The sequence below is a fragment of the Campylobacter concisus genome, assembly GCF_002165775.1.
Lineage (GTDB): Bacteria > Campylobacterota > Campylobacteria > Campylobacterales > Campylobacteraceae > Campylobacter_A > Campylobacter_A concisus_E.
This window is the reverse complement of the sequence record NZ_NDYP01000003.1, coordinates 180,590-206,357: the sequence shown is the minus strand read 5'-3', so window position 1 is coordinate 206,357 and position 25,768 is coordinate 180,590. Positions and strand designations below refer to the sequence as shown.

At 37.7% G+C, this 25,768-nt stretch carries 29 protein-coding genes; 8 read left to right on the top strand and 21 right to left on the bottom strand.

What is annotated here, in order from left to right; all coding sequences use genetic code 11:
- Nucleotides 1-8 precede the first annotated feature (8 nt).
- From B9N66_RS04380 to B9N66_RS04355, 6 genes are read left to right on the top strand one after another with little or no spacing between them, the layout of a single operon-like run.
- Nucleotides 9-1,187 carry a pyridoxal phosphate-dependent aminotransferase gene (locus B9N66_RS04380; protein WP_087580047.1) on the top strand — a complete coding sequence of 393 codons (1,179 nt, stop codon included), beginning with the start codon at nucleotides 9-11 and terminating at the stop codon, nucleotides 1,185-1,187.
- Nucleotides 1,187-1,390, top strand: coding sequence for a sulfur carrier protein ThiS (thiS, locus tag B9N66_RS04375; RefSeq protein ID WP_054196599.1), 204 nt, complete (start codon nucleotides 1,187-1,189; stop codon nucleotides 1,388-1,390). The genes B9N66_RS04380 and thiS overlap by 1 nt, the downstream gene beginning before the upstream one ends.
- Nucleotides 1,391-1,397: 7 nt before the next feature.
- The gene (gene thiF, locus B9N66_RS04370; protein ID WP_087580046.1) at nucleotides 1,398-2,249 is read left to right on the top strand and encodes a sulfur carrier protein ThiS adenylyltransferase ThiF; all 852 of its coding nucleotides are present in this window, start codon (nucleotides 1,398-1,400) and stop codon (nucleotides 2,247-2,249) included.
- Nucleotides 2,250-3,014 (top strand): thiazole synthase, encoded by a 765-nt coding sequence (locus B9N66_RS04365; RefSeq protein ID WP_087580045.1) that lies wholly within the window; start codon nucleotides 2,250-2,252, stop codon nucleotides 3,012-3,014.
- On the top strand, nucleotides 3,014-4,168 hold the full coding sequence (thiH, locus tag B9N66_RS04360) for a 2-iminoacetate synthase ThiH (RefSeq protein ID WP_087580044.1): 1,155 nt from the start codon (nucleotides 3,014-3,016) through the stop codon (nucleotides 4,166-4,168). The genes B9N66_RS04365 and thiH overlap by 1 nt, the downstream gene beginning before the upstream one ends.
- Complete coding sequence (locus tag B9N66_RS04355) at nucleotides 4,161-4,778, top strand: thiamine phosphate synthase (RefSeq protein ID WP_087580043.1); 618 nt, start codon at nucleotides 4,161-4,163, stop codon at nucleotides 4,776-4,778. Before thiH ends, B9N66_RS04355 begins: the two co-directional genes overlap by 8 nt.
- Nucleotides 4,779-5,062: 284 nt before the next feature.
- Here B9N66_RS04355 and mog read toward each other — a convergent pair whose 3' ends face one another.
- From mog to B9N66_RS04305, 10 genes are all read right to left on the bottom strand, one after another.
- Complete coding sequence (gene mog, locus B9N66_RS04350; RefSeq protein WP_087580042.1) at nucleotides 5,063-5,602, bottom strand: molybdopterin adenylyltransferase; 540 nt, start codon at nucleotides 5,600-5,602, stop codon at nucleotides 5,063-5,065.
- A 10-nt stretch (nucleotides 5,603-5,612) separates the two neighbouring features.
- Complete coding sequence (locus tag B9N66_RS04345; RefSeq protein WP_087580041.1) at nucleotides 5,613-7,289, bottom strand: ATP-dependent metallopeptidase FtsH/Yme1/Tma family protein; 1,677 nt, start codon at nucleotides 7,287-7,289, stop codon at nucleotides 5,613-5,615.
- Nucleotides 7,252-8,490, bottom strand: a complete 1,239-nt coding sequence (gene mtaB / locus B9N66_RS04340; RefSeq protein WP_087580040.1) for a tRNA (N(6)-L-threonylcarbamoyladenosine(37)-C(2))-methylthiotransferase MtaB — start codon at nucleotides 8,488-8,490, stop codon at nucleotides 7,252-7,254. Before mtaB ends, B9N66_RS04345 begins: the two co-directional genes overlap by 38 nt.
- Nucleotides 8,490-10,079 carry a mechanosensitive ion channel domain-containing protein gene (locus B9N66_RS04335; RefSeq protein WP_087580039.1) on the bottom strand — a complete coding sequence of 530 codons (1,590 nt, stop codon included), beginning with the start codon at nucleotides 10,077-10,079 and terminating at the stop codon, nucleotides 8,490-8,492. The genes mtaB and B9N66_RS04335 overlap by 1 nt, the downstream gene beginning before the upstream one ends.
- Nucleotides 10,076-11,113 (bottom strand): 3-dehydroquinate synthase, encoded by a 1,038-nt coding sequence (aroB, locus tag B9N66_RS04330; protein WP_087580038.1) that lies wholly within the window; start codon nucleotides 11,111-11,113, stop codon nucleotides 10,076-10,078. Before aroB ends, B9N66_RS04335 begins: the two co-directional genes overlap by 4 nt.
- 3 nt (nucleotides 11,114-11,116) lie before the next feature.
- Nucleotides 11,117-12,535 (bottom strand): COG3400 family protein, encoded by a 1,419-nt coding sequence (locus B9N66_RS04325; protein WP_087580037.1) that lies wholly within the window; start codon nucleotides 12,533-12,535, stop codon nucleotides 11,117-11,119.
- A 92-nt stretch (nucleotides 12,536-12,627) separates the two neighbouring features.
- On the bottom strand, nucleotides 12,628-13,188 hold the full coding sequence (locus B9N66_RS04320) for an ABC-type transport auxiliary lipoprotein family protein (protein ID WP_087580036.1): 561 nt from the start codon (nucleotides 13,186-13,188) through the stop codon (nucleotides 12,628-12,630).
- The gene (locus B9N66_RS04315) at nucleotides 13,185-14,117 is read right to left on the bottom strand and encodes an MlaD family protein (protein ID WP_087580035.1); all 933 of its coding nucleotides are present in this window, start codon (nucleotides 14,115-14,117) and stop codon (nucleotides 13,185-13,187) included. The genes B9N66_RS04320 and B9N66_RS04315 overlap by 4 nt, the downstream gene beginning before the upstream one ends.
- On the bottom strand, nucleotides 14,118-14,858 hold the full coding sequence (locus tag B9N66_RS04310) for an ABC transporter ATP-binding protein (RefSeq protein ID WP_087580034.1): 741 nt from the start codon (nucleotides 14,856-14,858) through the stop codon (nucleotides 14,118-14,120).
- A complete protein-coding gene (locus tag B9N66_RS04305) occupies nucleotides 14,855-15,961 on the bottom strand; it encodes an MlaE family ABC transporter permease (RefSeq protein ID WP_087580033.1) in 1,107 nt (368 codons plus the stop codon). Before B9N66_RS04305 ends, B9N66_RS04310 begins: the two co-directional genes overlap by 4 nt.
- 79 nt (nucleotides 15,962-16,040) lie before the next feature.
- Between B9N66_RS04305 and tgt the strand changes: the two genes are divergently transcribed.
- On the top strand, nucleotides 16,041-17,171 hold the full coding sequence (gene tgt / locus B9N66_RS04300; protein WP_087580032.1) for a tRNA guanosine(34) transglycosylase Tgt: 1,131 nt from the start codon (nucleotides 16,041-16,043) through the stop codon (nucleotides 17,169-17,171).
- Nucleotides 17,161-17,859 carry a CorA family divalent cation transporter gene (locus B9N66_RS04295; protein ID WP_087580031.1) on the top strand — a complete coding sequence of 233 codons (699 nt, stop codon included), beginning with the start codon at nucleotides 17,161-17,163 and terminating at the stop codon, nucleotides 17,857-17,859. The genes tgt and B9N66_RS04295 overlap by 11 nt, the downstream gene beginning before the upstream one ends.
- Before the next feature lie 162 nt (nucleotides 17,860-18,021).
- Here the strand turns inward: B9N66_RS04295 and rplS are convergent, their stop codons facing one another.
- From rplS to glyQ, 11 genes are all read right to left on the bottom strand, one after another.
- On the bottom strand, nucleotides 18,022-18,378 hold the full coding sequence (gene rplS, locus B9N66_RS04290) for a 50S ribosomal protein L19 (RefSeq protein ID WP_021090978.1): 357 nt from the start codon (nucleotides 18,376-18,378) through the stop codon (nucleotides 18,022-18,024).
- A gap of 8 nt (nucleotides 18,379-18,386) precedes the next feature.
- On the bottom strand, nucleotides 18,387-19,079 hold the full coding sequence (trmD, locus tag B9N66_RS04285) for a tRNA (guanosine(37)-N1)-methyltransferase TrmD (RefSeq protein WP_087580030.1): 693 nt from the start codon (nucleotides 19,077-19,079) through the stop codon (nucleotides 18,387-18,389).
- A complete protein-coding gene (gene rimM / locus B9N66_RS04280) occupies nucleotides 19,076-19,606 on the bottom strand; it encodes a ribosome maturation factor RimM (protein WP_087580029.1) in 531 nt (176 codons plus the stop codon). Before rimM ends, trmD begins: the two co-directional genes overlap by 4 nt.
- Nucleotides 19,599-19,841, bottom strand: a complete 243-nt coding sequence (locus tag B9N66_RS04275; RefSeq protein WP_072594183.1) for a KH domain-containing protein — start codon at nucleotides 19,839-19,841, stop codon at nucleotides 19,599-19,601. Before B9N66_RS04275 ends, rimM begins: the two co-directional genes overlap by 8 nt.
- Nucleotides 19,841-20,068, bottom strand: coding sequence for a 30S ribosomal protein S16 (rpsP, locus tag B9N66_RS04270; protein ID WP_009293992.1), 228 nt, complete (start codon nucleotides 20,066-20,068; stop codon nucleotides 19,841-19,843). The genes B9N66_RS04275 and rpsP overlap by 1 nt, the downstream gene beginning before the upstream one ends.
- Nucleotides 20,069-20,140: 72 nt before the next feature.
- Nucleotides 20,141-21,481, bottom strand: a complete 1,341-nt coding sequence (gene ffh / locus B9N66_RS04265) for a signal recognition particle protein (RefSeq protein WP_087580028.1) — start codon at nucleotides 21,479-21,481, stop codon at nucleotides 20,141-20,143.
- Between the two features lie 62 nt (nucleotides 21,482-21,543).
- Nucleotides 21,544-22,302 (bottom strand): RluA family pseudouridine synthase, encoded by a 759-nt coding sequence (locus B9N66_RS04260; RefSeq protein WP_087580027.1) that lies wholly within the window; start codon nucleotides 22,300-22,302, stop codon nucleotides 21,544-21,546.
- On the bottom strand, nucleotides 22,299-23,435 hold the full coding sequence (gene waaA, locus B9N66_RS04255) for a lipid IV(A) 3-deoxy-D-manno-octulosonic acid transferase (RefSeq protein ID WP_087580189.1): 1,137 nt from the start codon (nucleotides 23,433-23,435) through the stop codon (nucleotides 22,299-22,301). The genes B9N66_RS04260 and waaA overlap by 4 nt, the downstream gene beginning before the upstream one ends.
- An 8-nt stretch (nucleotides 23,436-23,443) precedes the next feature.
- Entirely contained in the window at nucleotides 23,444-24,151 is a 708-nt protein-coding gene (locus B9N66_RS04250; RefSeq protein ID WP_087580026.1) for a zinc ribbon domain-containing protein, read from the bottom strand.
- Between the two features lie 17 nt (nucleotides 24,152-24,168).
- Nucleotides 24,169-24,891 (bottom strand): Nif3-like dinuclear metal center hexameric protein, encoded by a 723-nt coding sequence (locus B9N66_RS04245; RefSeq protein WP_087580025.1) that lies wholly within the window; start codon nucleotides 24,889-24,891, stop codon nucleotides 24,169-24,171.
- A gap of 6 nt (nucleotides 24,892-24,897) precedes the next feature.
- A complete protein-coding gene (gene glyQ, locus B9N66_RS04240) occupies nucleotides 24,898-25,758 on the bottom strand; it encodes a glycine--tRNA ligase subunit alpha (protein WP_087580024.1) in 861 nt (286 codons plus the stop codon).
- Between the last annotated feature and the right edge of the window lie 10 nt (nucleotides 25,759-25,768).

The following is a 25,768-nucleotide window of genomic DNA, read 5'->3' as shown; positions in this document are numbered from 1 at the left end:
GGACGAAAATGCAACTAGCAAACAGAATGCAAACATTGAGCGAATCAATCACAATCGCGATCAGCACAAAGGCCAAAGAAATGAAGGCTGCTGGCATCGACGTGATCTCGCTTTCAGCTGGTGAGCCTGACTTTATGACTCCAAAAAAGATAAGAGAAACTGTAAAAAACGCACTTGATAACGATAGCAAAAGCGGCAAATACACGCCAGTGCCAGGCCTACCTGAGGTCATTGATGCCATTAGAGCAAAGCTAAAAAGAGATAATGGGCTTGACTATAAAGCAAATCAAATCGTCACAAATATCGGCGCAAAGCACTCACTTTTTAATGTATTTCAAGCGCTTATCAACCCAGGCGATGAGGTCATCATCCCTTCTCCATACTGGGTGAGTTATCCTGAGATCGTTAAATTTTGTGGCGGTGTGCCTGTATTTATAGAGGCGGACGAGAGCACAAATTTCAAAGTCACAGCCGAGCAGCTAAAAAAAGCGATCACGCCAAAAACAAAAGTCTTTTCACTAAATCACCCGACAAACCCAACTGGAGCTGTATATACAAAAGATGAGATCGCGGCATTTGGAGAGGTTTTAAAGGGCAGTGATATCATCATCACAAGCGATGAAATTTATGAAAAAGTGATCTATGGCAAGAAATTTCACGCAGTAGCCTCGGTAAGCGAGGATCTTTTTAAAAGAACGGTCACGATAAACGGCCTAAGCAAGTGTGGAGCGATGCCTGGCTGGAGATTTGGCTACATAGCAAGCTCGATGGACTGGCTCATCGCTGGCATCAAAAAGCTTCAAAGCCAAAGCACAAGTAACATCAGCTCGATCGTGCAAATCGGCGCTATCCCGTCGCTTCTTGGCGAAACAGATGAAGATATCGAAAACATGAGAAAAGAGTATGAAAAAAGACGCGATGTGGCAGTTGAGATGATAAATGCTATCCCTGGGCTAAGCGTAGTTAAGCCTGATGGCGCGTTTTATCTATTTGTAAAATGCAAAGACGTAGACGGCGACTCACTTAGATTTTGCAAAAAGATGCTTGAAGAGGCAAATGTAGCCACCGTGCCAGGTGTGGGCTTTGGTATGGATGGATATTTTAGAATTTCTTTTGCGACAGACATCGAGAGCATAAAAAAAGCGATCGAGAGGATCGCAAATTTTGTAAAAAGCTACAAAATTTAATGATCAAATTTAGAGTAAATGGCAAAAACTTCGAGCTTGAAAACGATATAAATGTTTATGATTTTTTAGCTCAAAATGGCTATGAGCTTAAATTTATAGCCCTTGAGCGAGACGGAGAAATTTTGCCAAAAAAGCTTTGGCGTGAGCGCTTCATGAGCGAGGGCAAAGCTTATGAGATCGTCACTTTAGTTGGCGGTGGATGAGGAGAAAATGATAGAGGTAGTTTTAAATGGCACAAAATTTAAAGTGCCAGCAAAAAGCCTTGGCGAGCTAAAAGAGCTTGCGCTTGGCGATAAAGAGAGTGAAATTTATAAATTTTTAGAGAAATTTAACGCGACAAAGCCAGACATTTTTATCGTTGATGGCTTTGCTATAAAAGAAGATAGCGAGCTAAAAGATGGCTCAAATGTTGTCTTTATAAGGCGTGGCGTGATGCCTGAGCGTGAAATTTTACGCTCGATGATCGCCTCACGAAACAGCCCTGAGCTAAATTTAGCCCTAAGTAAAGCGGTGATCGGCGTGGCTGGACTTGGCGGCCTTGGCTCAAATATCGCGCTAAGCCTAGCTAGAGTTGGCGTAAAAAAGCTAGTGCTTGCCGACTTTGACGTCGTTGAGCCAAGCAATCTAAACCGCCAGCAGTATTTCGTCCGCCACATCGGCATGCAAAAGACGCAAGCGCTAAAAGAGCTGATAAATGACGTAAATCCCTTTGTCGAGGTCGAGACTCACGATATATTTTTGGATGAAAAAAACGTGGCAAACATCTTTGGCGAGTGTAAAATTTTGTGCGAAGCCTTTGATAACGTCGCTGGCAAGGCGATGATACTAAACGAAGCAGGAGCTAGCCTAAAAGATAAAAAAATCATCGGCGCTTCTGGCATGGCTGGACACTTTAGCTCAAATCTCATAAAAACCATAAAATTTGCCAAAAATGTCTATCTGTGCGGTGACCTCACAAATGAGGCGAAGATCGGTCAAGGGCTCATGGCACCACGCGTTGCAATCTGCGCAAACCACCAAGCAAATTTAGCCATTAGACTACTTATGGGCTTGGAGGCGTAAGTGCAAAATGATAGTTTGATCCTTGGCGGCAAGGAGTTTAAAAGCCGCTTTATCCTTGGCTCTGGCAAGTACTCGCACGAGCTTATAGACTCCGCTGTAAACGAGGCTGGGGCAGAAATTTTAACCCTTGCTCTTAGACGCATAAACGAGAGTAAAGAGCGAAATATACTTGACTTTATCCCAAAGGGCGTCACGCTTTTACCAAACACAAGTGGCGCTAGAAACGCCAAAGAGGCCGTTCGCATCGCCCAGCTAGCACGGGAGCTTGGATGTGGTGAACTTGTGAAGATTGAGATCATCACTGACTCTAAATTTCTCTTTCCAGACAACGCTGAGACGATAAAAGCATGCGAAGCTTTGGCAAATGACGGCTTTGTGCCGATGCCTTATATGTTTCCTGATCTAAATGCCGCAAGAGCGATGCTGAGTGCAGGAGCAAGCTGCATAATGCCTTTAGCTGCGCCCATCGGCTCAAACCAAGGGCTAGTTTTTAAAGATATCATTGAGATTTTGATAAACGAGCTTGATACGCAGATCATCGTAGATGCAGGCATTGGCAGGCCTTCGCAAGCGTGCGAAGCTATGGAGATGGGAGCGGCTGCGATCATGGCAAACACTGCCATCGCCTCATCAAAAAATATCCCGCTCATGGCAAGAGCCTTCAAAGAGGCGATCATCGCTGGTCGCAACGCCTATCTAGCAGGCCTTGGTGCAAAGAGCAAAAGCGCAAACGCCTCATCGCCGCTCACTGGATTTTTAGACTGATGAAATTTACTAGAACCGATCACATGAAACTGCTGCCACACATGCAGGACGTTGGTAGCGACATTATGGATAAGATTTTAAAAGAGCGAGCTTGCTACAAACCAGAAATTTACAGCGAAGCTGACGTAAAAGCAGCTCTTAATGCAAAACACTGCTCGCTTGAAAACCTAAAAGCCCTACTCTCGCCTGCTGCAGCGCCATTTTTAGAGCCGATCGCCCAGCTCGCTCAGGCAAAAACAAGAGCAAATTTTGGCTCAAATATCACACTTTTTACCCCACTTTACATAGCAAACTACTGCGACAATCTCTGCGTTTACTGCGGATTTAACGCCAACAATAAAATAAAAAGGGCAAAACTAAGTGATGAAGAGATCACAAGGGAGCTAAAAGAAATTTCAAAAAGCGGCTTAGAGGAAATTTTAATACTAACTGGCGAGAGCGAGACCAACTCAAGTGTCGCTTATATCGCAAATGCCTGCGCTTTGGCAAAGAAATTTTTTAAAGTCGTTGGGGTTGAAATTTACCCGCTAAATTCAGACGGCTACGCTCTGCTTCATAAAAGCGGTGTGGACTACGTGACCGTCTTTCAAGAGACCTATAATCCCACAAAATACGAGAAAATCCACCTTGGCGGCAATAAAAGAATTTTCCCATACCGCATAAATGCGCAAGAGCGAGCGCTTCTTGGAGGTATGAGAGGGGTCGGTTTTGCAGCACTTCTTGGCATAGATGACTTTAGGCTTGACGCCTTTGCGACCGCACTTCATGCAAGCCTCATTCAAAAAAAGTATCCGCACGCTGAGATCGCATTTTCATGCCCAAGGCTTCGCCCTATCATAAACAACGACCGCATCAATCCACGTGACGTGGGCGAGTGCGAGCTTTTGCAAGTGATCTGCGCTTATAGAATTTTCATGCCAACAGCCATCATAACTATCTCAACTAGAGAAAAGGCGAAATTTCGCGACAACGCCATAAAGATCGCCGCAAATAAGATAAGCGCTGGCGTAAAAGTAAGCATTGGCGCTCACGGCGAAGAGAAAAAGGGCGACGAGCAGTTTGAGATAAGCGACGACAGAAGCGTGGACGAGATCAAAGCTATGATAAAAGCAAACGGTTTAGAGCCTTTGATGAGCGAGTATGTCTATGTTTAAAATTCTCTGCGTGGCTAATTTTGAAAGCTATGAGGGCGATGACTTTTTAAAGAGGATACAGCTACTTTGCAAGGCTGGCGTGGATGAAATTTTACTTCGTGCAAAGGGGCTTGGTGAAGCTGATTTTTACGATCTTGCCAGGGTTGTGGCTCAAATTTGTGAAAACCACCGCAAGAAATTTATCATTAATCAGTTTTTTGACATAGCTTGCAAGCTAAAAAGTGACTTTTGGCTCACTTCGGCGCAGCTTGATTTTTTTAAAAATCACAGCGTTTTTTTAGATGAATTTAGAAAAACAGCAAAAATTTACGCCCCAGCTCACGACCTAGAGCAGGCTAAAATTTCAGCCTCTATCGCTGACGTGCTCGTAGCTTCTCATATATTTATCACCTCTTGCAAGGAAGGCTTAGAACCAAAAGGGGTAAATTTTATAAACGAGCTAAAAAGTCTTGATAAAGAAATTTACGCACTTGGCGGACTAAATAGTAAAAACTACAAAGAGACTATAAAAGCTGGAGCAAGTGGCGTTTGTTTTATGAGCCTAGTAATGAACGGCGATATAGAGCAGCTTATAAAAAAGATAGCAGAGAGTAAAAACGAGCAAATTTAGCTTATAGTGCTTAAATTTTTATATAAAATAATACATAAAATTTTACTAATTTTTCTAGTGATATAACCAATTTATATCGAGTATAAGTAGCGCTAAGGTCTGGCAACACATATAGTAAGAGCATAAAAGCATCAAGAAGTAAACAACAAACACAGCTAAACATCAGAGATATAACCTACATAAAGCCCAATCTCTAGCTTAAAATCAACTACCACATAAAAAACTAAATTTTAATAAAAGCCACTGCCTATTCATAAAAGCAGTGGCTTTAAAATTAAACTGATTTAAGAAATTTTCTTTTGTTTTGGACGAAAGACTTCCATCACATTTTCATCAGTCTCAATAAATGCTCCCTCAATCAAGTCAATGCAGTATGGCACCGCTGGAAATACCGGCTCCAAGCACTCTTTTATCGCTTTTGGCTGTCCTGGTAAATTTATAATGAGCGCATGGCCTCTAATACCTGCTGTTTGGCGCGATAGGATCGCTGTTGGGACGTATTGCAAGCTTGCAGCTCTCATTAGCTCGCCAAAGCCTGGCATCATCTTCTCGCAAACTGCCTCAGTAGCCTCTGGCGTAACGTCTCTCACTGCTGGCCCAGTGCCGCCAGTCGTTAGTACAAGGTCGCAACCAAGCACGTCTACCATGTGCACGAGCCTCTCTTTTATCAACTCAAACTCATCTGGGATCACCTCGTAAAAGTACTCTCTCTCGCTCACGATCCAGCTATCAAGCACCTCTTTGATCGCAGGACCCGACTTGTCTTCGTATGTGCCCTCGCTTGCGCGGTCTGAGAGTGTTAGTATGCCTATTTTTGCTTTCACTTTTTCTCCTTTAATAGTTTTCGTTTAAAATTTTTGCCAGTGTTTCTTTATCTACGCTCTCGTAGGCCAGCAGATATGAGCTGATCTTTGCGATCTGCTCGTTTGTGCCTTTCAAAAAGGACATAATCTCTTCTTTTGCCTGTTTTAAGATCTCTTCGACGTCGTTTGGATTTGGCACAAAAGAGCTACCCATACCGTACTCATAAACCATCTTTGATGCGATCTCTTTGGCTAAATTTAGATCATTGCTCGAGTTTGAAAAAATATCATTTTCGTCTATTTCAAGCTTACACATGCCAGAGATTAATACTTTAATGCGAGATATCATCTGCGACTTTGACTCTATCTCTTGCTCGGTTGCCATAAAGCGGTCTTCAATGAGTGAAATTTTTTCAAATTTCACATCAAACCAGTAAGCACTAAGTGCCTTTGCACCTTGATAGACGGCTTGGATTTTTTTCTCGCTCTCGCTGTAGCTTAAAACCTTTTTCTTGCCGAGCAAGACCTTATTTAAAACAGCTTCAAAGTCTCTTATTTTTAGTACGCTCTCATTATTTCTTAGAGCATTTATCGCAGCTTCATTTACAAGTGTGCTAAGTGCTGCACCTGAAAAGCCAACGCTCATTCTAGCAATATCTTCAGCTGAAACGTCACATTTTTTATCTTTTAAATAAGTATTTAAAATAGCCACTCTATCGTTAAAATCAGGCATCGAAAGAAAAATTCTCCTATCAAAACGACCCGATCTAAGTAGTGCCTCGTCGATCATTTCGATCCTATTTGTAGCAGCTATTACGATGACGCCAGAGTTGTCCTCAAAGCCATCCATCTCGGTTAGTAGCTGATTTAGAGTGGCTTCTCGCTCGTCGTTTCTAGTACCACCCCTGCTCTTTCCAACAGCATCTATCTCATCGATAAAGATAATAGACGGAGCATAAGACTTAGCTTTGCTAAAAAGCTCTCTTACTCTTTTTGCACCCATGCCAACATAAATTTGCACAAAACTAGCACCATTTTGGTAAAAAAATGGCACATTTGCCTCACCAGCAACTGCCTTTGCCACAAGCGTCTTACCAACGCCTGGAGGGCCGATCATTAGCACGCCTTTTGGCATTTTGATACCAAAATTTCTATATTTTTGTGGATTTTTTAGAAAATCAACTATCTCGCTAAGCTCGCTTTTAACCTCACTAATGCCTGCCACATCGCTAAATCTCACATTTGAGATAACTGGCATAGTGTTTTGATTTAGCACGCTTTCTATCTCAAATGCGCCATCTTTTTTGCTAAGCAAGCTCTCCTCTTTTTTTCTGATACTTCTAAAGATATAAGCGTACCAAAGCACAAAGCAGACAAAGATGACAAATCCCCAGATCATGCCAGGAGTGATGTATTGCTTAGTCTTTTCAACAGGCACTTTTTTAATAAGCTCTTTTAGATCGATGCCATCTTTTATAATAGAAAAACGATTGTTTTGTGCATAAAGCACGACTTCATCGTCATCGATTACAGCGCGGTCTATAAAATTTCCATCCATTAGCTGCATATATTGCGAATATGTGATATTTCGTGGTTCTTTACTAACGGCAAATAACAGCACGCTGATTAATGCGATAGCTGCGATTATTAGGATATTTTTCTTATTAAATTTAAATTTTTGTATAATTGGCATCTGGCTTAACTTCATATTCGCTTACCTCCACCCACTCTTTTGTTATGTCTTTTTGGCTTAAAATTTTAGCTTTGTTGTAAAACTGATCAAAGCCCTCGTAAAACTCACCATTTTTTTGCTCGACTAAAATTTTTAAAGCTCCGTTATGCTTTTTTCTAAAATTTTCATTATTTTGCAAAGCAATGCCTTGTAAAATTTTTAGCCTACTTTTTGCCACATCACCGCTAACATCGCTTTTTAGTATAGCTGAGTGCGTATCACGCCTTGGCGAATAGACAAAAGCGTGCAGATGTGTGATAGGAAATTTCTTAAAATTTTCCACAGCCTCTGTCCATATCTCCTCACTCTCACCAGGATGACCCACGATGTAGTCCGTGCCAAGGGCAAAGCCAAGTGAGCTAAGCTCATTAAAAAGTTCCAAATCACTAAATGCGTTATTTCGTCTTCGCATGATCTTTAGCATAGCCTGACTCGTGTGCTGAAGTGCGATGTGCAAATGACGCTCCAGCCACTCTTCTTTTAAAATTTCTCTAAAGCTCTCATCTATCTGGCTTGGCTCAATGCTTCCAAGTCTAATGCGCCTTATGCCAGAAATTTTACCCAAGTTTGCTAAAAGCTTACCAAGAGAGCTATTTGTATCTTTGCCGTAACTGCCTATATTCGTACCAGTTAGAACAAACTCATTATATCCGTTTTGAGCTAAAATTCTAGCTTCTTTTAAAATCATAGCCTCATCCATGCTTCTAGCCTTGCCACGCACTGAAGGGATGATGCAGTAGCTGCAGTTAAAGTTGCAACCTTCCTGAATTTTTATAAAAGCCTTTGTGTGATTTTCGTAATTTGTAACTATATTTTTATCGACTGAGTTTAAATTTCCAAGCTCAAAAAATGGCTTTTCTTGCTTTAAAAGCTCATTTAGATCACTCTTTTTACTAGCTCCAAGCACGCCAAATATACCGCTATTAAATAGCTCCTTACCCTTGCTAACCGCACCACATCCAGTCAGCACCACCTTCGCCCCACGCCTTTTTATGCCGTTTATGTAGTTTCTGACACCACTATCAGCAGAATTTGTAACAGTGCACGAGTTTATGACCACAATATCAGCACTCTCTTCGTCGTTTGTGATCTCGTAGTCCTTGATGTAGCTTTTTAAAAGCTCGGTATCATAGATATTTGTGCGACACCCAAATGTTTTAAAAAATATCTTTTGCATTAAGAATTTTCGCTCTCTTGCTCGCTGTGAGCGGTGTGATCGCTTGGATTTTCTTTTTTGCCTATAAACATAGTTTGTGTTGGATAAGCGATCTTTATATCATCTTGAGCTAAAAATGCTTCTATTATCTCTGCACTAATAGTACTTCTAAGAGCCAAAGTCGCATAAGAATTTGCCATATACCAGCATGAGACATTTATACCATAAGGCTCAAAAAATGTATAAATCCTTGGCTCGACGTTTGGATTTTTGATGCTGTATTGACTTCTTAGTTTATTCATTTGACGTTTTGCGATATCAGTGTAGCCTTTTGAGTATTTTTTAACGACATTTCTTGCTAGATACACAGCTTTTTTATGATTGCTATCAAAGCTTATAACGATATCTATACCATCCCAAACAGTCTTCATACCATAATGAGCATAGTTTGCAATGAGATCGGTAAAGATATAGTTATTTGGCACAAAGATAATTCTACCTGCACGGCGGTTTGTCTTATAAGTCGAGTAGCTAACATCCTCAAAAACGGTCAGCCTAAGCAAAGAGATATCGATCACATCGCCTACAAATTCACTACCATCATGAAGCACCCTTATCCTGTCACCCACATGTATAGAGCCGCCAAACATGATCACCATCCAGCCAAGCATACTCATAAACATATCTTTCATCGCAATGGCAATACCAGCTGAAGCAAAACCTAGCACGGTTACTAGATATGTGACATTTTCGATATACGAAAAGAGTAAGATTATGATGATAACGGTGATATTTAAAACGTTTAAAAATTTATTGACCGTGTAAAATCTCTCATTATCGGTAATTGTTCTTTTAACGATAAATTTAGCGATAAATGTTAGCCCGATCGTCAAAAGAATGATGATAGCTGTATAGCCCATACTTAAAAACTGAGCTTTTATATCAGAGGTTGTTAAATTTATAGCCTCATCAGCTCTTTTTTCATAGACATTATAAGTTGTATCAGCGATCTGTTTTGCCGCTTTAAAGTCGCCTATTTCTTGTTTTACTAAGTTTAGGCTTTCTCTATTTTGCTCATTTTCTTCTATCAAATTTAGTCTATTTAGCAAATTTTCTTTTGTTTCAAGCTTTTCCAAAAGCGTATCAAGCTCTTTTATATGCCTTTGATACTCGATCTTATCGCTCTTTATCTTCTTGATATACGAAAAGCCAGATATAAGTGCAACGGGACTTGTTATCCTTGGTGGAGTATCCATTTCAGGAGCTGCTAGCATATTTGAAAATGGCGTTTTTTCATACTCTTTTAGTAAATTTATCTGCTCTTTTAGAGTTTGGATTCTTTTTATGATATCGCTGCCTCTTCTTGAGCTTTTGTCCAGTTTCTTTAGTTCATTTTCATTTTTTTCAAGCTCATCAATAAGCCTTTGATAAGTGTTATAGTTAGCATATCTTGTGATCCAGATATTGTTTTTTAAGGAGTTATCTAGATTTGAAATATCTTTTACAAGCTCATTATTTTGTAAATTTTGTGAGCCATTTTGCTCAAGAGTAATGTTCTCCTCAGCGTAAAGGGCAAAGCAAAAAAGTATTAAAACTAGGATCTTTTTCATTTAAATTCTCTTAAAATTTTTAAAACGTCTTCTTTTTTGACGTCATTTTTTATGATCGCACTGCCGATTTTATCTGCAATGATAAAATTTATCTTATCATCTTTTGTCTTTTTATCCATAAAAAATGCCTCGTAAAATGCATATTCATTTTCTATTTTGTAGTTTACTGGAAGGCCAAATTTCACTAAAACCTGTTTGATATCCTCTGCTTCTGCCTCGCTCATGAGCCCTAGTTTTACGCTTAAGCGATTTGCCATATTCATACCTATTGCTACTGCTTCGCCGTGTAAAAATTCTTTATAATTTGTCTCATTTTCTATAACGTGAGCAAAGGTGTGGCCGTAGTTTAGGATGGCTCTTAGCCCCTTTTCCTTCTCATCTTGTTCAACCACTTTTGCTTTTAAAATTATCGACTTCTCAACTAGCTTGGCTAAATTTTCATCATCTAATTTTACACTCTTTAGCCAATCAAACATCTCTTTGTCAAAAGTTATCGCCATTTTTAAAGCCTCAGCCACACCAGCTGCAAATTCTCTCTTTGGCAATGTCTTTAAGAAATTTATCTCACAAAAAACCGCCTTTGGCTGACAAAATGAGCCTATTAAATTTTTGCCAAATTTGTTATTCACACCCGTTTTTCCGCCCACACTTGCATCAACTTGCGCTAGAAGTGTGGTTGGGATATTTATGAAATTTATCCCCCTTTCATAGATGCTCGCCGCAAAGCCAGTCATATCACTTATGACGCCACCGCCAAAGGCGATTAGCGTAGATGAGCGATCAAATTTACTCACAAAAAGCTGCTCTAAAATTTGCTCTAACGTCTTTAAATTTTTATACTCTTCGCCGTCAGGTACACTTATGATAAATTTCTCATCGCATTTTAAAACACTAAGTAGCTTTTCAAGATGAAGCCCCGCTACTTTAGCGTTTGTAACGATGCCAACCTTGCCTTTTAGCTCAAGCTTTTCAAGCTCATTTATATAAATTTTATAGACTGACGCCTTTTCTCTGAGATTTAAATTTATCTGCATTTTTTACTCACTTACTGGCACAAAAAGCTGTGCATTTTGACTTAATTTTTTATAAAGCCTATTTAAATTCGTCGACAAAAAGGCAAATGTCCCACCATTTGCCACGCTTTTGCTAAACATTACAAAATGGAGCAAATCTTTTGTATTTTTTAGTTTTACAAGCGGATTTTTAAGATTGTGATTTTCTATCTTTATACGCTTAGAAAATAGTGCGCTAATGCTCTCAAAATGCTCTCTTAACGCTTCATCGTCGCTGTGTTTATTGTCAAAATAGTAAAATTTCATCTCCAAATCAAGCTGTGCACAGCAGTCTGTTATCACAGCTGATTGATTCTCCACTTCTTGACTTTGATCGCCTAGTATAACACCCTCTTTTATATTTGAGAGCAAAATTTTACCCGTTTTTAGCACTGGAAGTTTTAGCTCATAAAATAGCTTTTTAAATTTAAAAAAGTATTTGTCATCGCTTAAGATTAGGCCGATATCGTGCTTTAAAACGTCATGTTTTATAGATTTGTTATCGCTATTAAAATAATCCATCAAAACGATGATATTTTTCTCTTTTATCGCTTTTAAAGTATCTAAATTTTCACCTAAAGTTGGATTTATCACTCTAAAAAAAAGGCGTTTATTATTTAGCTTTGAATGCAAATACAAGCTATCCTTTATGAGCTTGCTAACACGTTCTTTATCCATTGAGATCATATCGATCAGCACATAGATGTTGCTACCAAATGGACTTGGAAACTGCCCACTTTCACGCTTGATCGAGCGGTAAACATTTTGAAGCACATTTGGATCACCAACGATTAGCAGTATATCGCTTGGCCGTATCATTATATTTGGCTTTGGCAAGATGATCTCGCTGCCTCGATATATGAGGGCTATTCGCCATTTTTTTTGAGCTACTGAGCTGATGTGACGATACATATAAGAGCTACCTATTGGCACCTTAACTTCCATGATCTCGCCCTCACTAAGTCCGATATTATCAGCTAAAACCGGCAAATCTGGTAAATAGTCCATAAGCCTTGATGCTGCAATATCTCTGATATCAACCACGCTTAAGTGTTTATCGCTTGCAAATATTTCTTTACATTTTTCATCAAGCTCCCATGAGCTCATAAAAACAGTCTCAGTCTTTGTGCTGATCTGTCTTAAATTTTCATAAACAGCAACTGCCTCATTTTTATCATCGCAAACTATACAAAACTGACTAAAATAGCCATCGCTTATACTTTTTAGCTTTGAAAGACTAGTTGGATCAAACTGGTAAAATGTAAAATTTTCATAATTTGATTTTTGGCTGTAATCCTCACTTGAAACAACGATATAGTGATGTAAATTTGATTTTGTTTCAAGTAGTCTGTTTAAAAAATTTCTTGCAAAAGTTCCATCTGCGATTATTAAAATTTTCTTCATCAATTCTCCGTATTTTAAAGCTCACATTATAACAAAAGGTCTTTAAAATAAGCTATTTTGGCTATAAATTTAAAATTTACAGCCAAGAAAATTTAAGAGATTATTTCAGAGATTAGCGTATCGATTGCTAAATTTGTAGCCTTATTTATCGTATCAAAAATAGTACTTGAGCTTGGATCTGGACAAAAAATTTCTTTCGTGATCATGCCAGATTTTAGCGAAGTGTTTGCATTAAACAGCTCATAAGCTAGTGAAACTTCGGCCTTGTCGCCTCTTATCTGAAGTGAGATGATGCTAACTTTTAGCCTAAGATCTTTTGCATTTGGCGAAAATATCGGCTTTGCAGCGCAATTTGAATAAAGCCCTTTTACAAGAGATTTATAGACCATTTCGCTTGGCTCAGAGACAAATTTAGCATCGCTTAGGTATCTGATTTTATTATTTTCAGCTACGATCAAAATTTTTCTAGTATCGACCATATCAAGGGCGCTTACGTTTTCTATGAAGACATTTTTTAGCTCTTTTTGCTTGTTTTCAGCTGAGCACTCTTTGTTTGAATAGTGGATTTCATACATCGTAGCTTGCGGCACATCCGTCTTTAGCGAGCAGCCAAGAAATAAAAGCGTAGCCGTTAGAAAGATTAAATTTCTCATTTTTTATCTCCTTTGTCGTTTGGCACTGGATTTGTGAAGAAAAACTCGTAAGGATTATCTTCAAGCCTTTGAAGCGCACCTCTAAATTCACGAAGTGTCTTGTCAAATCCATTCAAAAAATCACTCGCTTCTCTTAATAACGGCCCAACCGTATTTCTAAGGTCGTATTCGCCATCTTTGGCCTTTTTAGAGATGAGCTCTTGCAACGAATTATATCCGGTGATAGCCGAATTTGCCGATACAAAAACTTGGTTTGCATTTGAAATTAGTCTGTTTAAATTTTTAACCAGTTCTTTTGTGTCGGTTTTGTTTAAAGTATCTGTAAAATTTTTCACATTTTTAACGATACTATCAACCTCACTTAGTCCCTCTTCGTCTGTTAAAACTTGTGTAAATTTATCGATATTTTTAAGGACTGACTCTACGTGAGCGATATTTTCAGGCGAGAAAAAGTTATCGACTTTATCAAGTGTTTGATTTATTTTTAAAGTAATGTTTTCAGCGTTGTTTCCAAGCTTTGAAAAGAGGCTCTCTTCAAGCTGCAAGATAGGCTTTTGACCTGATGTAAAGTCTTTTGTGCCACGGCTTATATTTATACTAGCAACGCCGCTGATAGCCTGAACTTCAATACTTGCCACGCTATCGGCTTTTATCGGCAGATCTTCTCTAATTTTCATTGTGATGTTTATAAGAGCATTTTTATCATCGACAAAATTTATATCACTAACACTTCCAGCTGGCACACCGATAAATTTAACCGTAGAATCGACCTTTAATCCACTTGGCAGCTCAGTCGTGTGGATGTAGTACTCTTTAAAATCAACCTTTGTATTATTTTTGCTAGTCATCCACCAGATAAATATCGCAAATGCTGTAAGGCAAGCCATAAAAAACATGCCAACAATGGTATAAGAATTTCTATTTTCCATCTACTTTTTCCTCATTTTAAATAGTTCTTCAAGTGGGTTGTTTTTAAGATATTCAAGCTCTTTTATATTTCCCTCAAAGGCTATTTTTTTGTTATCTATTATCAAAAATCTATCCAAAATATCAAAAATACTATCAGCATCATGAGTCACCATGACAACAGTCACGCCGATGCTATCACGAAGCTCTTTTATGAGTGCATCCATCTGGCGTGAGCTAACTGGATCGAGGCCACTATTTGGCTCATCTAAAAATAGCACCCTTGGGCTTAGCACCAAGGCTCTTGCTAGCGCGGCTCTTTTTTTCATACCGCCACTTAGCTCGCTTGGATAAAGCACAGAAACCTCTTTTTTAAGTCCAACTTTTTGTATCCAAAACATCGCGATCTCATCGATCTGACGTTTGTTAAATTTAGAGTATTCATGAAGCAAAACGCCCACATTATCAAGGATCGTCATCGAGCTATAAAGTGCTCCAAATTGAAACATCGTTCCGCTTTTTAATTTAATCTCTTGCTGCTCTTCCTGGCTACTTTTCCACATATTGACACCATTAAATGTTATATCACCACTATCAGGTTTTTTTAGATATATCATCGTCTTCATGAGCGTCGTTTTACCAGTGCCGCTGCCGCCCAAAAAGCCGTAAATTTCTGCCTCTTTTACGCTCCAGCTCACATTATCGTGCATTATCTTATCGCCATAACTTGTCGTTATGTTTTTTCCAACTATTATCTCGTTCATATCTTTAGCCACATAAAAATTATCGCAAAAAAGGCATCAAGTGCGATGACCCAAAATATCGCATTTACGACGCTAACTGTTGTCATTGCTCCAAGGCTTTGGGCATTTTGACTCACACCAAATCCCCTCATGCAGCCAATGATCGCAATTACCGCACCAAAAAATGGAGCCTTTATCATGCCAACAGCAAAGTGCCTAAGCTCGACCATCTCGCGAAATCTATTGAGATAGTCGCTAAAACTAATATCAAGAATAGTTTGGCAAATGATCATCTGTCCTAAAATGCTTATGCTATCAGCTATAAAGATGATGACAGGCACGCAAAGAACCATCGCGATGATGCGCGGCAAGACCAAGAAGTTAAATGGCTCAAAGCCCATTGTCTTCATCGCATCTATCTCTTCAGTTAGCTTCATAGCGCCAATTTGCGCTGTAAAGCTAGAAGCCGACCTGCCTGCGATGACGATAGCAGCGATGAGTGGGGCCACCTCTCTAAGCGTCAGCATCCCCATGATCTCGACTATAAATATACTTGCCCCAAAGCTTGCGAGCATCGCGCTACCAAGATATGCAAGCACAACACCTATCAAAAAAGCGGTGAGCGAGACGATAAAAACGGCATTTACGCCGCCATCTTTTATGTAGTTACTAAATTCCCTAAATCTAAGGCTGGCTGGATTAAATAAAATTTTTACGCTTTTTATTAAAAATTCGCCCAAGAACGTGCCAAACTCAGCTAAATTCACAAAACCTTCACAAATTTTTTCACCGAGTCGTGAGAAGAAATTTAGACTATTGTGCGGCGGCATGTAGTTAAAATCAATCTTTTCATCATTTAAAAAATCGCCCATTGCCTTTATCTTCTCGTCATTTGTGATGATCTCAAATTTCTTACCGTTTAGCGCATTTCTTAAAAGTATCAAAACAGCATAATCAATGCTTTTTAGCTCACTAAAATCAAATTTAACATTGCTATTAAGTTTTTGAATTTTTTTTAAAATGCTTTGTAAATTTTTTGCGTCTTTGTAGCTAAACTCACCTATAAATTTTATAGTCTGAGTGCCATTTGTCACTATAAAAATGACATCATTTTTCTTTTGCAAAAAGTTCCTTTGCCTTAAAATTTCTAGATTATATTATAAATTTTGTTAAAATAGAAAATCAAAAAATTTAAGGATTTAGATGAAATTTGAAGTTATAAAAAAAGATGGAAATGCAAGGCGTGGTATCCTAACAACTGCCCACAGCGTGATACAAACCCCAGTTTTCATGCCAGTTGGCACGGTTGGCGCGGTTAAAAGCTTAGACGCCTTTGATATGAGTGAAATTTTAGACGCAAAGATAATTTTAGCAAACACCTACCACATGTATCTGCGACCTGGTAGCAAGGCCGTGCGCGAGTTTGGCGGGCTTCATGGATTTTCTAAGTTTGAGCGTTCATTTTTGACTGATAGCGGTGGATTTCAAGCATTTTCACTTAGATCAAATACCAAAAACGATGATGGCGGGATAAAATTTAAAAGCCATATCGACGGCAGTACGCACTACTTCACGCCAAGATCCGTCCTTGACACACAGTACGATCTAGGTAGCGACATTATGATGATACTTGATGATCTAGTTGCCTTGCCTGCTGAGCCAAAAAGAATCGATCTAAGTATAAAACGAACGATAAAATGGGCAAAAGAGGCGATTGATTATCATAAATTTATGCAAAGCAAGGGCGTTGGGCTAAATCAAAATATCTTTGGCATCGTTCAAGGTGGTACCGACTACGAGGCACGTAAATTTTGCGCCGAAGCTTTAAATGAACTGCCATTTGATGGCCTTGCGATAGGAGGGCTAAGCGTTGGCGAGAGCAACGAGGCGATGTATGACACTGTTGAGGCGGTTATGCCATTTATGGATGAGCTAAGGCCGCGTTATCTAATGGGCGTTGGTACACCTGAAGATCTCGTGGAAAACGTAGAGCGAGGCGTTGATATGTTTGACTGCGTTATGCCAACAAGAAATGCAAGAAACGGCACGCTCTTTACTAGCTTTGGCAAGATAAATATAAAATCAGCTAAATTTATAAACGACCACGCACCAATCGACCCGGCTTGCCAGTGCTACACCTGCAAGCGCTACTCCAGAGGCTATCTAAATCACCTTTTTAAGGCGAGGGAGCTCACATTTTTTAGGCTAGCAAGCCTTCACAACCTGCACTACTATCTAAATTTAATGAAAGGGATGAGAGAGGCAATAGAAAGAGGCGAATTTACTAAATTTAAGAAAAATTTTTATGCTAAAAGGGTAAAAAATGAGCTATAAAAGTTCAGTTTGTGGATATTTTTATGGCGATGAATGCGACTATATTTTGCTTGTTTCTTTCGCACAAAAGCAAAGCTATAAATTTTTATTTAAAAATGGCAAAATTTACAAAGAAGATTTTGATCACGAATGCGATAAAAACGAGTTTGAAGCGGCTCTTAAAAAACTATGTAATGAATATGCAAACAAAATTTTAGAACATCAAGATGAGCTAAATGAGTATGAAAAAATTTATGCTAGTCGAAAAAACTTTAATCAATTTATCAAAAGACATCACTTTTTAAAATATGAGATTATAAAATTTCAAAACAAGATATCTCACTTTTATGAGACACTTTCGATTTGCCAAAGTGAGCAACAAAATTTAAAAAAAGAGCTTAAAAATAGTACTCATGAGGCAAATGTTTTTAGAACAATGGCCAATGAATATGCCTGCAGAATCGATGATATTTATACATTTATACAAAGTATAAAAAACGACAAAATCAATCAAAACATTTACATTTTGACAATGATATCAGCTGTAATGCTACCACTAAATCTGATAACTGGCTTTTTTGGTATGAATACACAAGGCTTACCATTTAATGAAACTAAAAATGCTACCATAATAGTTGTATCAATAATGCTTGGAGTAATTCTTTGTTGTGTTATTTTTTTATTTTGGTATACAAATAAGAAGAAGTAAAAAATAAATAAATTTAGTATATATTTTAAATTTTTATAGCCAAGCGGTAAAAACAATAAAATAAATAGATTTTTTAATATTAAAAAACAAAAAAATATTTAAAAAATTAAATTTAAAAAGAAGATTAAAAGTCCTGAATAGACTTCAGGACAGATAGTAAAATTATTTTCTAAGTTCGCGGATCTTAGCAGCTTTACCACGAAGGTCACGTAGATAGAATAATTTAGCTCTTCTAACACGACCTTTTCTAAGAACTTTTATTTCTTCGATTGAGTCACTAAAAATTGGAAAAATTCTCTCAACACCAACACTGTTAGCACCGATTTTTCTGATGATAAATGTTTCGCCAGTACCGCTACCACGTCTAGCTATACAAATACCTTCAAAATTTTGAATTCTAGTTTTATCGCCTTCGTGAATACGAGTAGCAACACGCAATGTATCTCCTGCACGGAAGTCAGGAATATTTTTACTAGCAATTTGAGCGTTTTCAAATGCTTCAATGTATTTATTTCTCATGTTTTTCCTTATTTATGTGGCTTAAGCTTTTGATATAAATCAGGGCGAAAGAACCTTGTTTTGCAGTGAGCCATCTTATTTTTTAAAGTGTGGATTTTAGCATGGTTACCCTTTAAAAACTCTGAAACCACAAAGATTGATCTAAAATTATCAGGCTTTGTAAAAGATGGAGCTTCAAGCAAATTATTCTCAAAACTCTCAACTTCAAGGCTCATATCGTTTCCTAAAACTCCAGGTATATTTCTTGATATTGCATCACTTATACAAAGCGCAGGAAGCTCTCCGCCAGTTAAAACAAAATCACCTATGCAAAAAACTTCATCTGCCCAAAGCTCAACAACTCGTTCATCAAGGCCTTCATACCTACTACAAACAAAACAAATGTGATCTTTTTTAGAAAGCCTCTTTGCATCATTTTGATTAAATTTTTTACCAACTGGTGTCAAAAATATCACGTGAGTATTTTTATCTTTTTCTTTTAAAAATTTAATAGATTCATCCAAAGGTTGCGGAAACATCAAAAGCCCTGCTCCACCTCCGATCATATAATCATCAACTTTATTATGCTTATCTTTAGTAAAATTTCTTGGATTTATAAAATCAATTTCAATAAATTTATTGCCAATTGCACGTTTTAAAATAGAATCACAAAAATAAGGTTTAACTAAATTTTCAAAAAGTGTAATAAACGTAAATTTCATGAATTTTCTAAAATGGCTCTAGCACCTTTTGCCAAAATCTCTTCATTGTCTAAATTTACACTTATAATAAAATGCTCTAAATATGGAATGTAAAAATTCTTTGGTTTACCACCTAAGGTAAGCTCTTCATCAGTTTTTATGTATAAAAGTGAATTTGCAAAATTATCTTGGATATCTTCTACAATACCCAAAATTTCACCATTTTCTATAACTTTTAAGCCAATAATATCAAACTGAAAAAATTCATTTTTTTTTAATTTGCAGTTTTTTCTAGTGAGCTCTTTTGTGGTGTATATAGTTATATTTACAAGCGTTTTAGCAAGGTCTAAGTCATCAAAATTTTCAAACAACACCAGCTCTTTTTGTTTATTGTAGTCTTTTATGGTCAGCTGATCATTGTTTTTATCAAAAAAGGTTGCGCCTTTTTTAAACTGTTCTGGGAAGTCGCTCTTATTGTGAAGCTTTAAGTAGCCCTTTAAACCAACACATCTTCCGATGGTAGCGACTTCAACAATATCACTATTCAATAGCTTTTACCGTTACTCTATAACTTGTATTATCTTTAGCTTTACAACCAATAATAACGGTCTTTATAGCGTTTATCATTTTGCCATCTTTACCGATAAGTTTTCCTGTATCAACCTTGTCGGCACTTATAATTATCTCAGCAAAATTTTCACCAAGCTCCTGACGATCAACACTTACTTTATCAGGAAAATCAGCAATTAACTTGGCGTATTCGTATAAAAAATTTTTAACCATTATTTTGTAATTTGTGCAACTCTATCGCTAAGTTTAGCACCAACACTTTTCCAGTAATCTAATCTCTCTTTGTTGAAATTTATAACATTTGGTTCAACCATAGGGTTGTAATAGCCAATACTTTCTATCCAGCCACTATCACGTCTTTTTCTGCTATCTGTAACAACTATACGATAAAAAGGTCTTTTCTTGCGTCCCATTCTTGTTAGTCTTACTACTGTTGCCATATTATATTTCTCCTCTTATTTTTAAATAAAGCTTAAATTTAGATAATAAATATCCAAATTTAAACCCTTTTATCAAACAGGTCTTTTTAAATTTGCTTGAGAAAGCATATTTGCAAGTCCTTTTGCTCCACCTTTTCCTGAAAATTTCTTAGCAAGTTTTGAGGCATTTTCAAACTGCTTTAAAAAACGATTTACTTCTACCTGAGAAAGTCCAGAGCCAGTCGCTAAACGTCTTTTTCTACTATTATTTAAAAGTTCAGGATTTTCACGCTCTTTTTGAGTCATAGAGTTTATCATAGCCTTAATATGTAAAATTTCTTTTGAATTATCAAGATCTATATCTTTTATCTGATTTGCAATATTTGAAAGACCAGGTATCATCCCAATCAAAGACTTCATACTGCCAAGCTTTTTAACACTCTCCATCTGATCTAAAAAGTCATTAAAGTTAAATTGACCTTTTTTTATCTTTTGATTTAGGCGTTTTGCCTCTTTCTCATCTATAATAGTCGATGTTTTCTCGACTAAAGTAGCTAAGTCGCCCTCACCCATTATACGGCTTACGATGCGGTCTGGTATAAAACTCTCGATATCAGCTACTTTCTCGCCAGTGCCAACAAATCTAAGTGGAATATTTAGCTGTTTTGCAATACTAATAGCTACGCCACCCTTCGAGTCAGAATCAAACTTAGAAAGGATAACTCCAGAAATTCCCAAAATTTCATTAAAACTTGCAGCTGTTTTTACAGCATCTTGACCACTCATAGCATCAGCTACGTAAAAAATTTCATGTGGATTTATCACATTTTTTACATCTTTTATCTCTTGCATCAACTTTTCATCAATCGCAAGACGACCTGCGGTATCCACTAAAAGCACGTCATAAAGACCGCTTTTTGCTTTTTCTAGTGCTTCTTTTGCTACTTTTATAGGGTTGTTTTCGTTTTCTATATAGAAAAGATCGATCTCGTTTGCAACGCAGAGCTGTCTTAGCTGCTCAACCGCTGCTAATCTTTGCAAATCACAAGCAGCAACTAAAACTTTTTTCTTTCTTAGTTTTAGATAGTTTGCAAGCTTGATAGTTGTCGTTGTTTTACCACTACCTTGCAAACCAGCCATCAAAACGATAGTCGGTGCAACTGGCGCATAGACAAAGCCTTGGTTGCCATGAGCTGTTAAGATAATCGTTAAATTTGACTTGATCGCATCCAAGAAATTCTTTTGACCAACGCCAGTTTGCTTTAATTCGCTTTCGATAGACGCGAGTAGATCTTTGGTGACTTTATGATGAACATCAGCTTTTAAAAGAGCTTTTTTGAGCACGTCAAGTGCGTTTTTTAGAGCTTTTTCGTCATCTACAAAACGTATCTTGCTAACGGCTAATCTAAAAGACTCGCTAATTTGTTCGAACACTAATCACCTTTCCAAGTTGTTATTAAAGGGCGTATATTACTAAATAATTTCTTTATTGCTCTTTAAATTTCAAATTTATTAGATAGCTCAAATCCAAGAGTATTAAATTCTTTTGGGATCAGCGCTTTAAATTTATAGTTTAAAAGAGCGATAGAGTAAGCATGCAAGAACATTCTATTTGCCCTATTTTTGCCGTACTTCTCATCACCAACGATAGGTAAATTTAAGCTGGCTAGATGCACCCTTATCTGATGCGTCCTGCCTGTTTTTATAGCTACTTTTACAAGCGTTTTTTTACCCACAACCATGAGTGGCGAAATTTCACTGATCGCCTCTTTGCCATCTTTTGAGATCTTTGAAAAGGCGCCATTTTTATTTTTTATTGTTAAGATCGGCTCATTTACGACGACCTCCTCGCTCATGATACCCCTAACTGCTGCCACGTAAATTTTCTCAACCTTCATCTTTTTAAACTCATTTATGGCAAGGCTCGCAAATTCATCATTCTTTACAAGAAGTAGCACGCCACTTGTGTCTTTATCGAGCCTGTGAAGAAGTGGGAATTTATAAATTTGACTGATTTTTTCACTAGTAACGGCAGCCGGTTTATTGATGGCTATTAAATTCTCATCTTCAAAGATAATGCTTGGCTTTGGCATCTCTTCGACGCTAAATTTAGTATTTTCGCTCATTAGCGCACGAGCGATCATTACCTTTTGCCCCTTGGTATAGACTAGTCCACTGTCGATTAGCTCCTTTGCCTCGTTGTTTGAGATATTTTTTTGCTTGGCTAAAATTTTATACGCTTTTTCTTCACTCATAAAGTGCTCCTTATATCTTCTATGATCGCATCAGCGCTTGCTTGCACGGCGATCTTGCTCTTTTTGGCGTCACTACCCATTATGCCGCCGATCTCGCTTGCTTTTGCGATATATATGTTTTCAGCTAGGCTAAATAACGCCTTTTGGTTAAATATAAACTCGCCGCTAATTATCACTGGGTTAAATTTCGCACACTCGATTGGATTATGCCCGCCGACATTTGGTACAAAACTACCCCCAAGCACGACTATATCGCTAATGGTATAGACATTTACAAGCTCGCCTAAAGTATCAAGCAAATTTACTTTAGCTTCAAATTTATGCGTTTGGCTAAATTTAGCAAAGTTAAAGTCATGCTTTTTAGCGTAATCGCTCGCTAGCTTTTCCACCTCTGCAAATCTCTCAGGATGGCGTGGTGCGATGATTAATAAATCGTTTTCTTTTAAATTTAAATTATCTAAAATCATCTCTTCTTCGCCCGCATGCGTGCTTGCTAGCACGATCACTCTAGCTTTTGGCTTTTCATAAACTCTACTCACGCTTGGCAAAAACGCAGCTTTTATGTTGCCAACAACCTCTATTTCGCCTGCTCCAAGCGACTTTAACCGCTCTTTATCAAGCTCACTTTGGGCATAAATCTTATCTATAAATTTAAAAAGATACCTATAAAAAAAGCCAAATTTCAAGTAGCTTTTGTAGCTTCTGTCTGAAATTCTAGCGTTTATCAGTATCACACGGCTGCCTTTTAGCTTTGCTATGAAAACTAGCATAAGCCAAAGCTCAGCCTCAAAAATTACTAAAATTTTGCTCTTTTTTAGCCAAAATGGCAAAAAAATTTCAAATGGCAAAAATCTCGTGTTAGAGCAAATTTTACTTGCCGCTTCAAAGCCCGTATTTGTCACCACGCTTATGGCTTTGCTATCAAATTTTTGTATCAAAGGTTTGAGTGCTTGCACCTCGCCAAATGAGCAAGCGTGAAAATGTACATCTGCATCTTGAAATTTAGGATTATTAAATAGAAAAAAACGTGCCGGAATCGACTTATGATACTTTTTTTTAAGACTTAAGATGAGTAGAAAGATAGCCCCAAATAGATAGAGTATTGAGGCTAGAAAGTAATATATTATTATCACGAAATGTGTTATTGCTCTTGTTTGTATAAAATTCTGCCACAATGTGGACATGTAACGATATCTTCGCCCTTGATAACAGCAGAGAAAGTTTTGTCATTTATCTGCATAAAACAACCATAACAAGCTTGTTTTTTTACAGGAACAACGGCTGTGTTATGAGCCCATTTTCTAATTTTTTCATAAAATGCGAGAATTTTTTGATTCATAGTGGCGATAAGCTTGTCTTTTTTAGCATAAACTTCTTTACGTTCTTTTTCGATCTTTTCAAGCTCAGATGAAGTTTTGCTTTTTATATTTTTTAAATTCTCTTCAAGTTCAGCTTTTTTTAAACCAAGCTCATCTTTTTGACTATTTTTACTATCTATTATCTTCTCAAGTCTAGCGATCTCCTCATTTGCAGCCTCAAGTTGCTCTTTTGCAATATCTTCTTCAAGACTTAGAGCTTTTATCTCCTTTTCACTTTTTGCACTTGAGCTTTTTTTAGCTACATCTTTTATCTTTGCACTAAACTCGGCAATATGAGCATTTGTGCCTGATTTTTGAGACTTTAAGTCGCTTACCTCTTCATCTAGTCTTTCTATATTAACCGCTATGATTTCGCACTCTTCTTCTATATTTTTATAAGCCTTTTCTATGTCTTGAATGCGTGGTATAAAGCCATCTATTTGTTTATCAAGATCAGATAATTCAACTAATTGTTGTAAGTATTTATTCATAATGTTTCCTTTTTTTGTTAGCAATATGTAAATGGATTTTTAGAATTGCGTATTATAACTTCAATTTTCAGATTTTGCAAATATTTTGCTAAAAAATCACCAAAATAACGTTCACTTTCATAGTGATTTATATCGATTAAATTTAGCCCATTTTCCTTTGCATAAAGAGCTTGGTGATACTTTAGATCGCCTGTCAAAAAGGCATCTGCTTTAACTTCTTGGATAAGATCTGCGCCACTTCCAGTGCAGATACAAATTTTAGAAATTTCATCTTTTGCATGAACTACTCTTAAATTTTCTAGCACAAGCTTTTCTTTTACAAATTTGCAAAGCTCACTAAATTTCATCTTCACATCAGCATAGATCAAAAAGCCCTCTTTACTTGAAATTTCAAGCCCCAAAACCTGCGTTACAAATTTTTCATTTAAAAATGCAAGGTCAGCATTTGTGTGAAGAGAGATGAGCGAGATATTTTTTATCATCATCTCTCTTATGAGTGAGCTTGGATAAAGGCTGTAATCTAGGCTTTTTAGTCCCTTAAAAATGAGTGGATGGTGAGTGATGATGAGCGAATTTGGTAAGACATTTTGCAAAAGTTTGCTATCCAAATCAAGACTTAGATAAATTCGCTCAAATTCGCTATCAAATGAGCCAACTTGAAGGCCACTATTATCCCAAGACTCTTGGCTCGCAAATGGGCAAATTTCATCTAGAATTTTATAAATTTCAGCTATTTTCATAAAATTTTACTTTTGTTCTAGGCTTTCTTTATAAGTTAGTGCACACTCTTTTGCAAGCTCTCGAATTTTTAAGATGTAATCTTGCCTTTGTGTAACACTTATCGCTCCGCGCGCATCAAGGACGTTAAATGTATGAGCTGCAAGCATGCAGTAGTCGTAAGCTGGTAGTGAAATTTTAGCCTCCAAGCAGCGTTTGCACTCGTTAAATGCGTTTTCAAACTGGTTAAAAAGCATATCAACATTTGCTACTTCGAAGTTGTATTTGCTCCACTCATACTCGCCTTGTTTATGCACGTCGGCGTAGGTTACGATGTTGCCATTAGAGTCGTCCCAAACGATGTCATAGACGCTATTTACATCTTGGAGATACATGGCCAAACGCTCAAGTCCGTATGTTATCTCACCAGAGATCAGCTCGCATGCGATGCCGCCCACTTGTTGAAAATACGTAAACTGCGTCACCTCCATGCCGTCTAGCCAGACCTCCCAGCCTAGCCCCCAAGCGCCCAGCGTTGGGCTCTCCCAGTTATCCTCGACAAAGCGGATGTCATGATCTTTTAAATTTAACCCAAGCTTTTCAAGACTTTTTAGATAAAGCTCTTGGATATTTTCTGGACTTGGCTTTATGAGTACTTGAAACTGATAATAAGCGCCTAGGCGGTTTGGGTTTTCGCCGTATCTGCCATCAGTCGGACGGCGGCTTGGAGCTACATATGCAGTCGCCCACGGCTTTGGTCCGAGGCTTCTTAAAAATGTAGCTTGGTGATATGTTCCAGCACCAGCAGGCATGTCGTATGGCTGCAGTATAACGCAACCTTGCTCTTGCCAATAGTTTTGAAGGGTTAATATTATTTGTGAAAATGTCATTGCTTTCCTT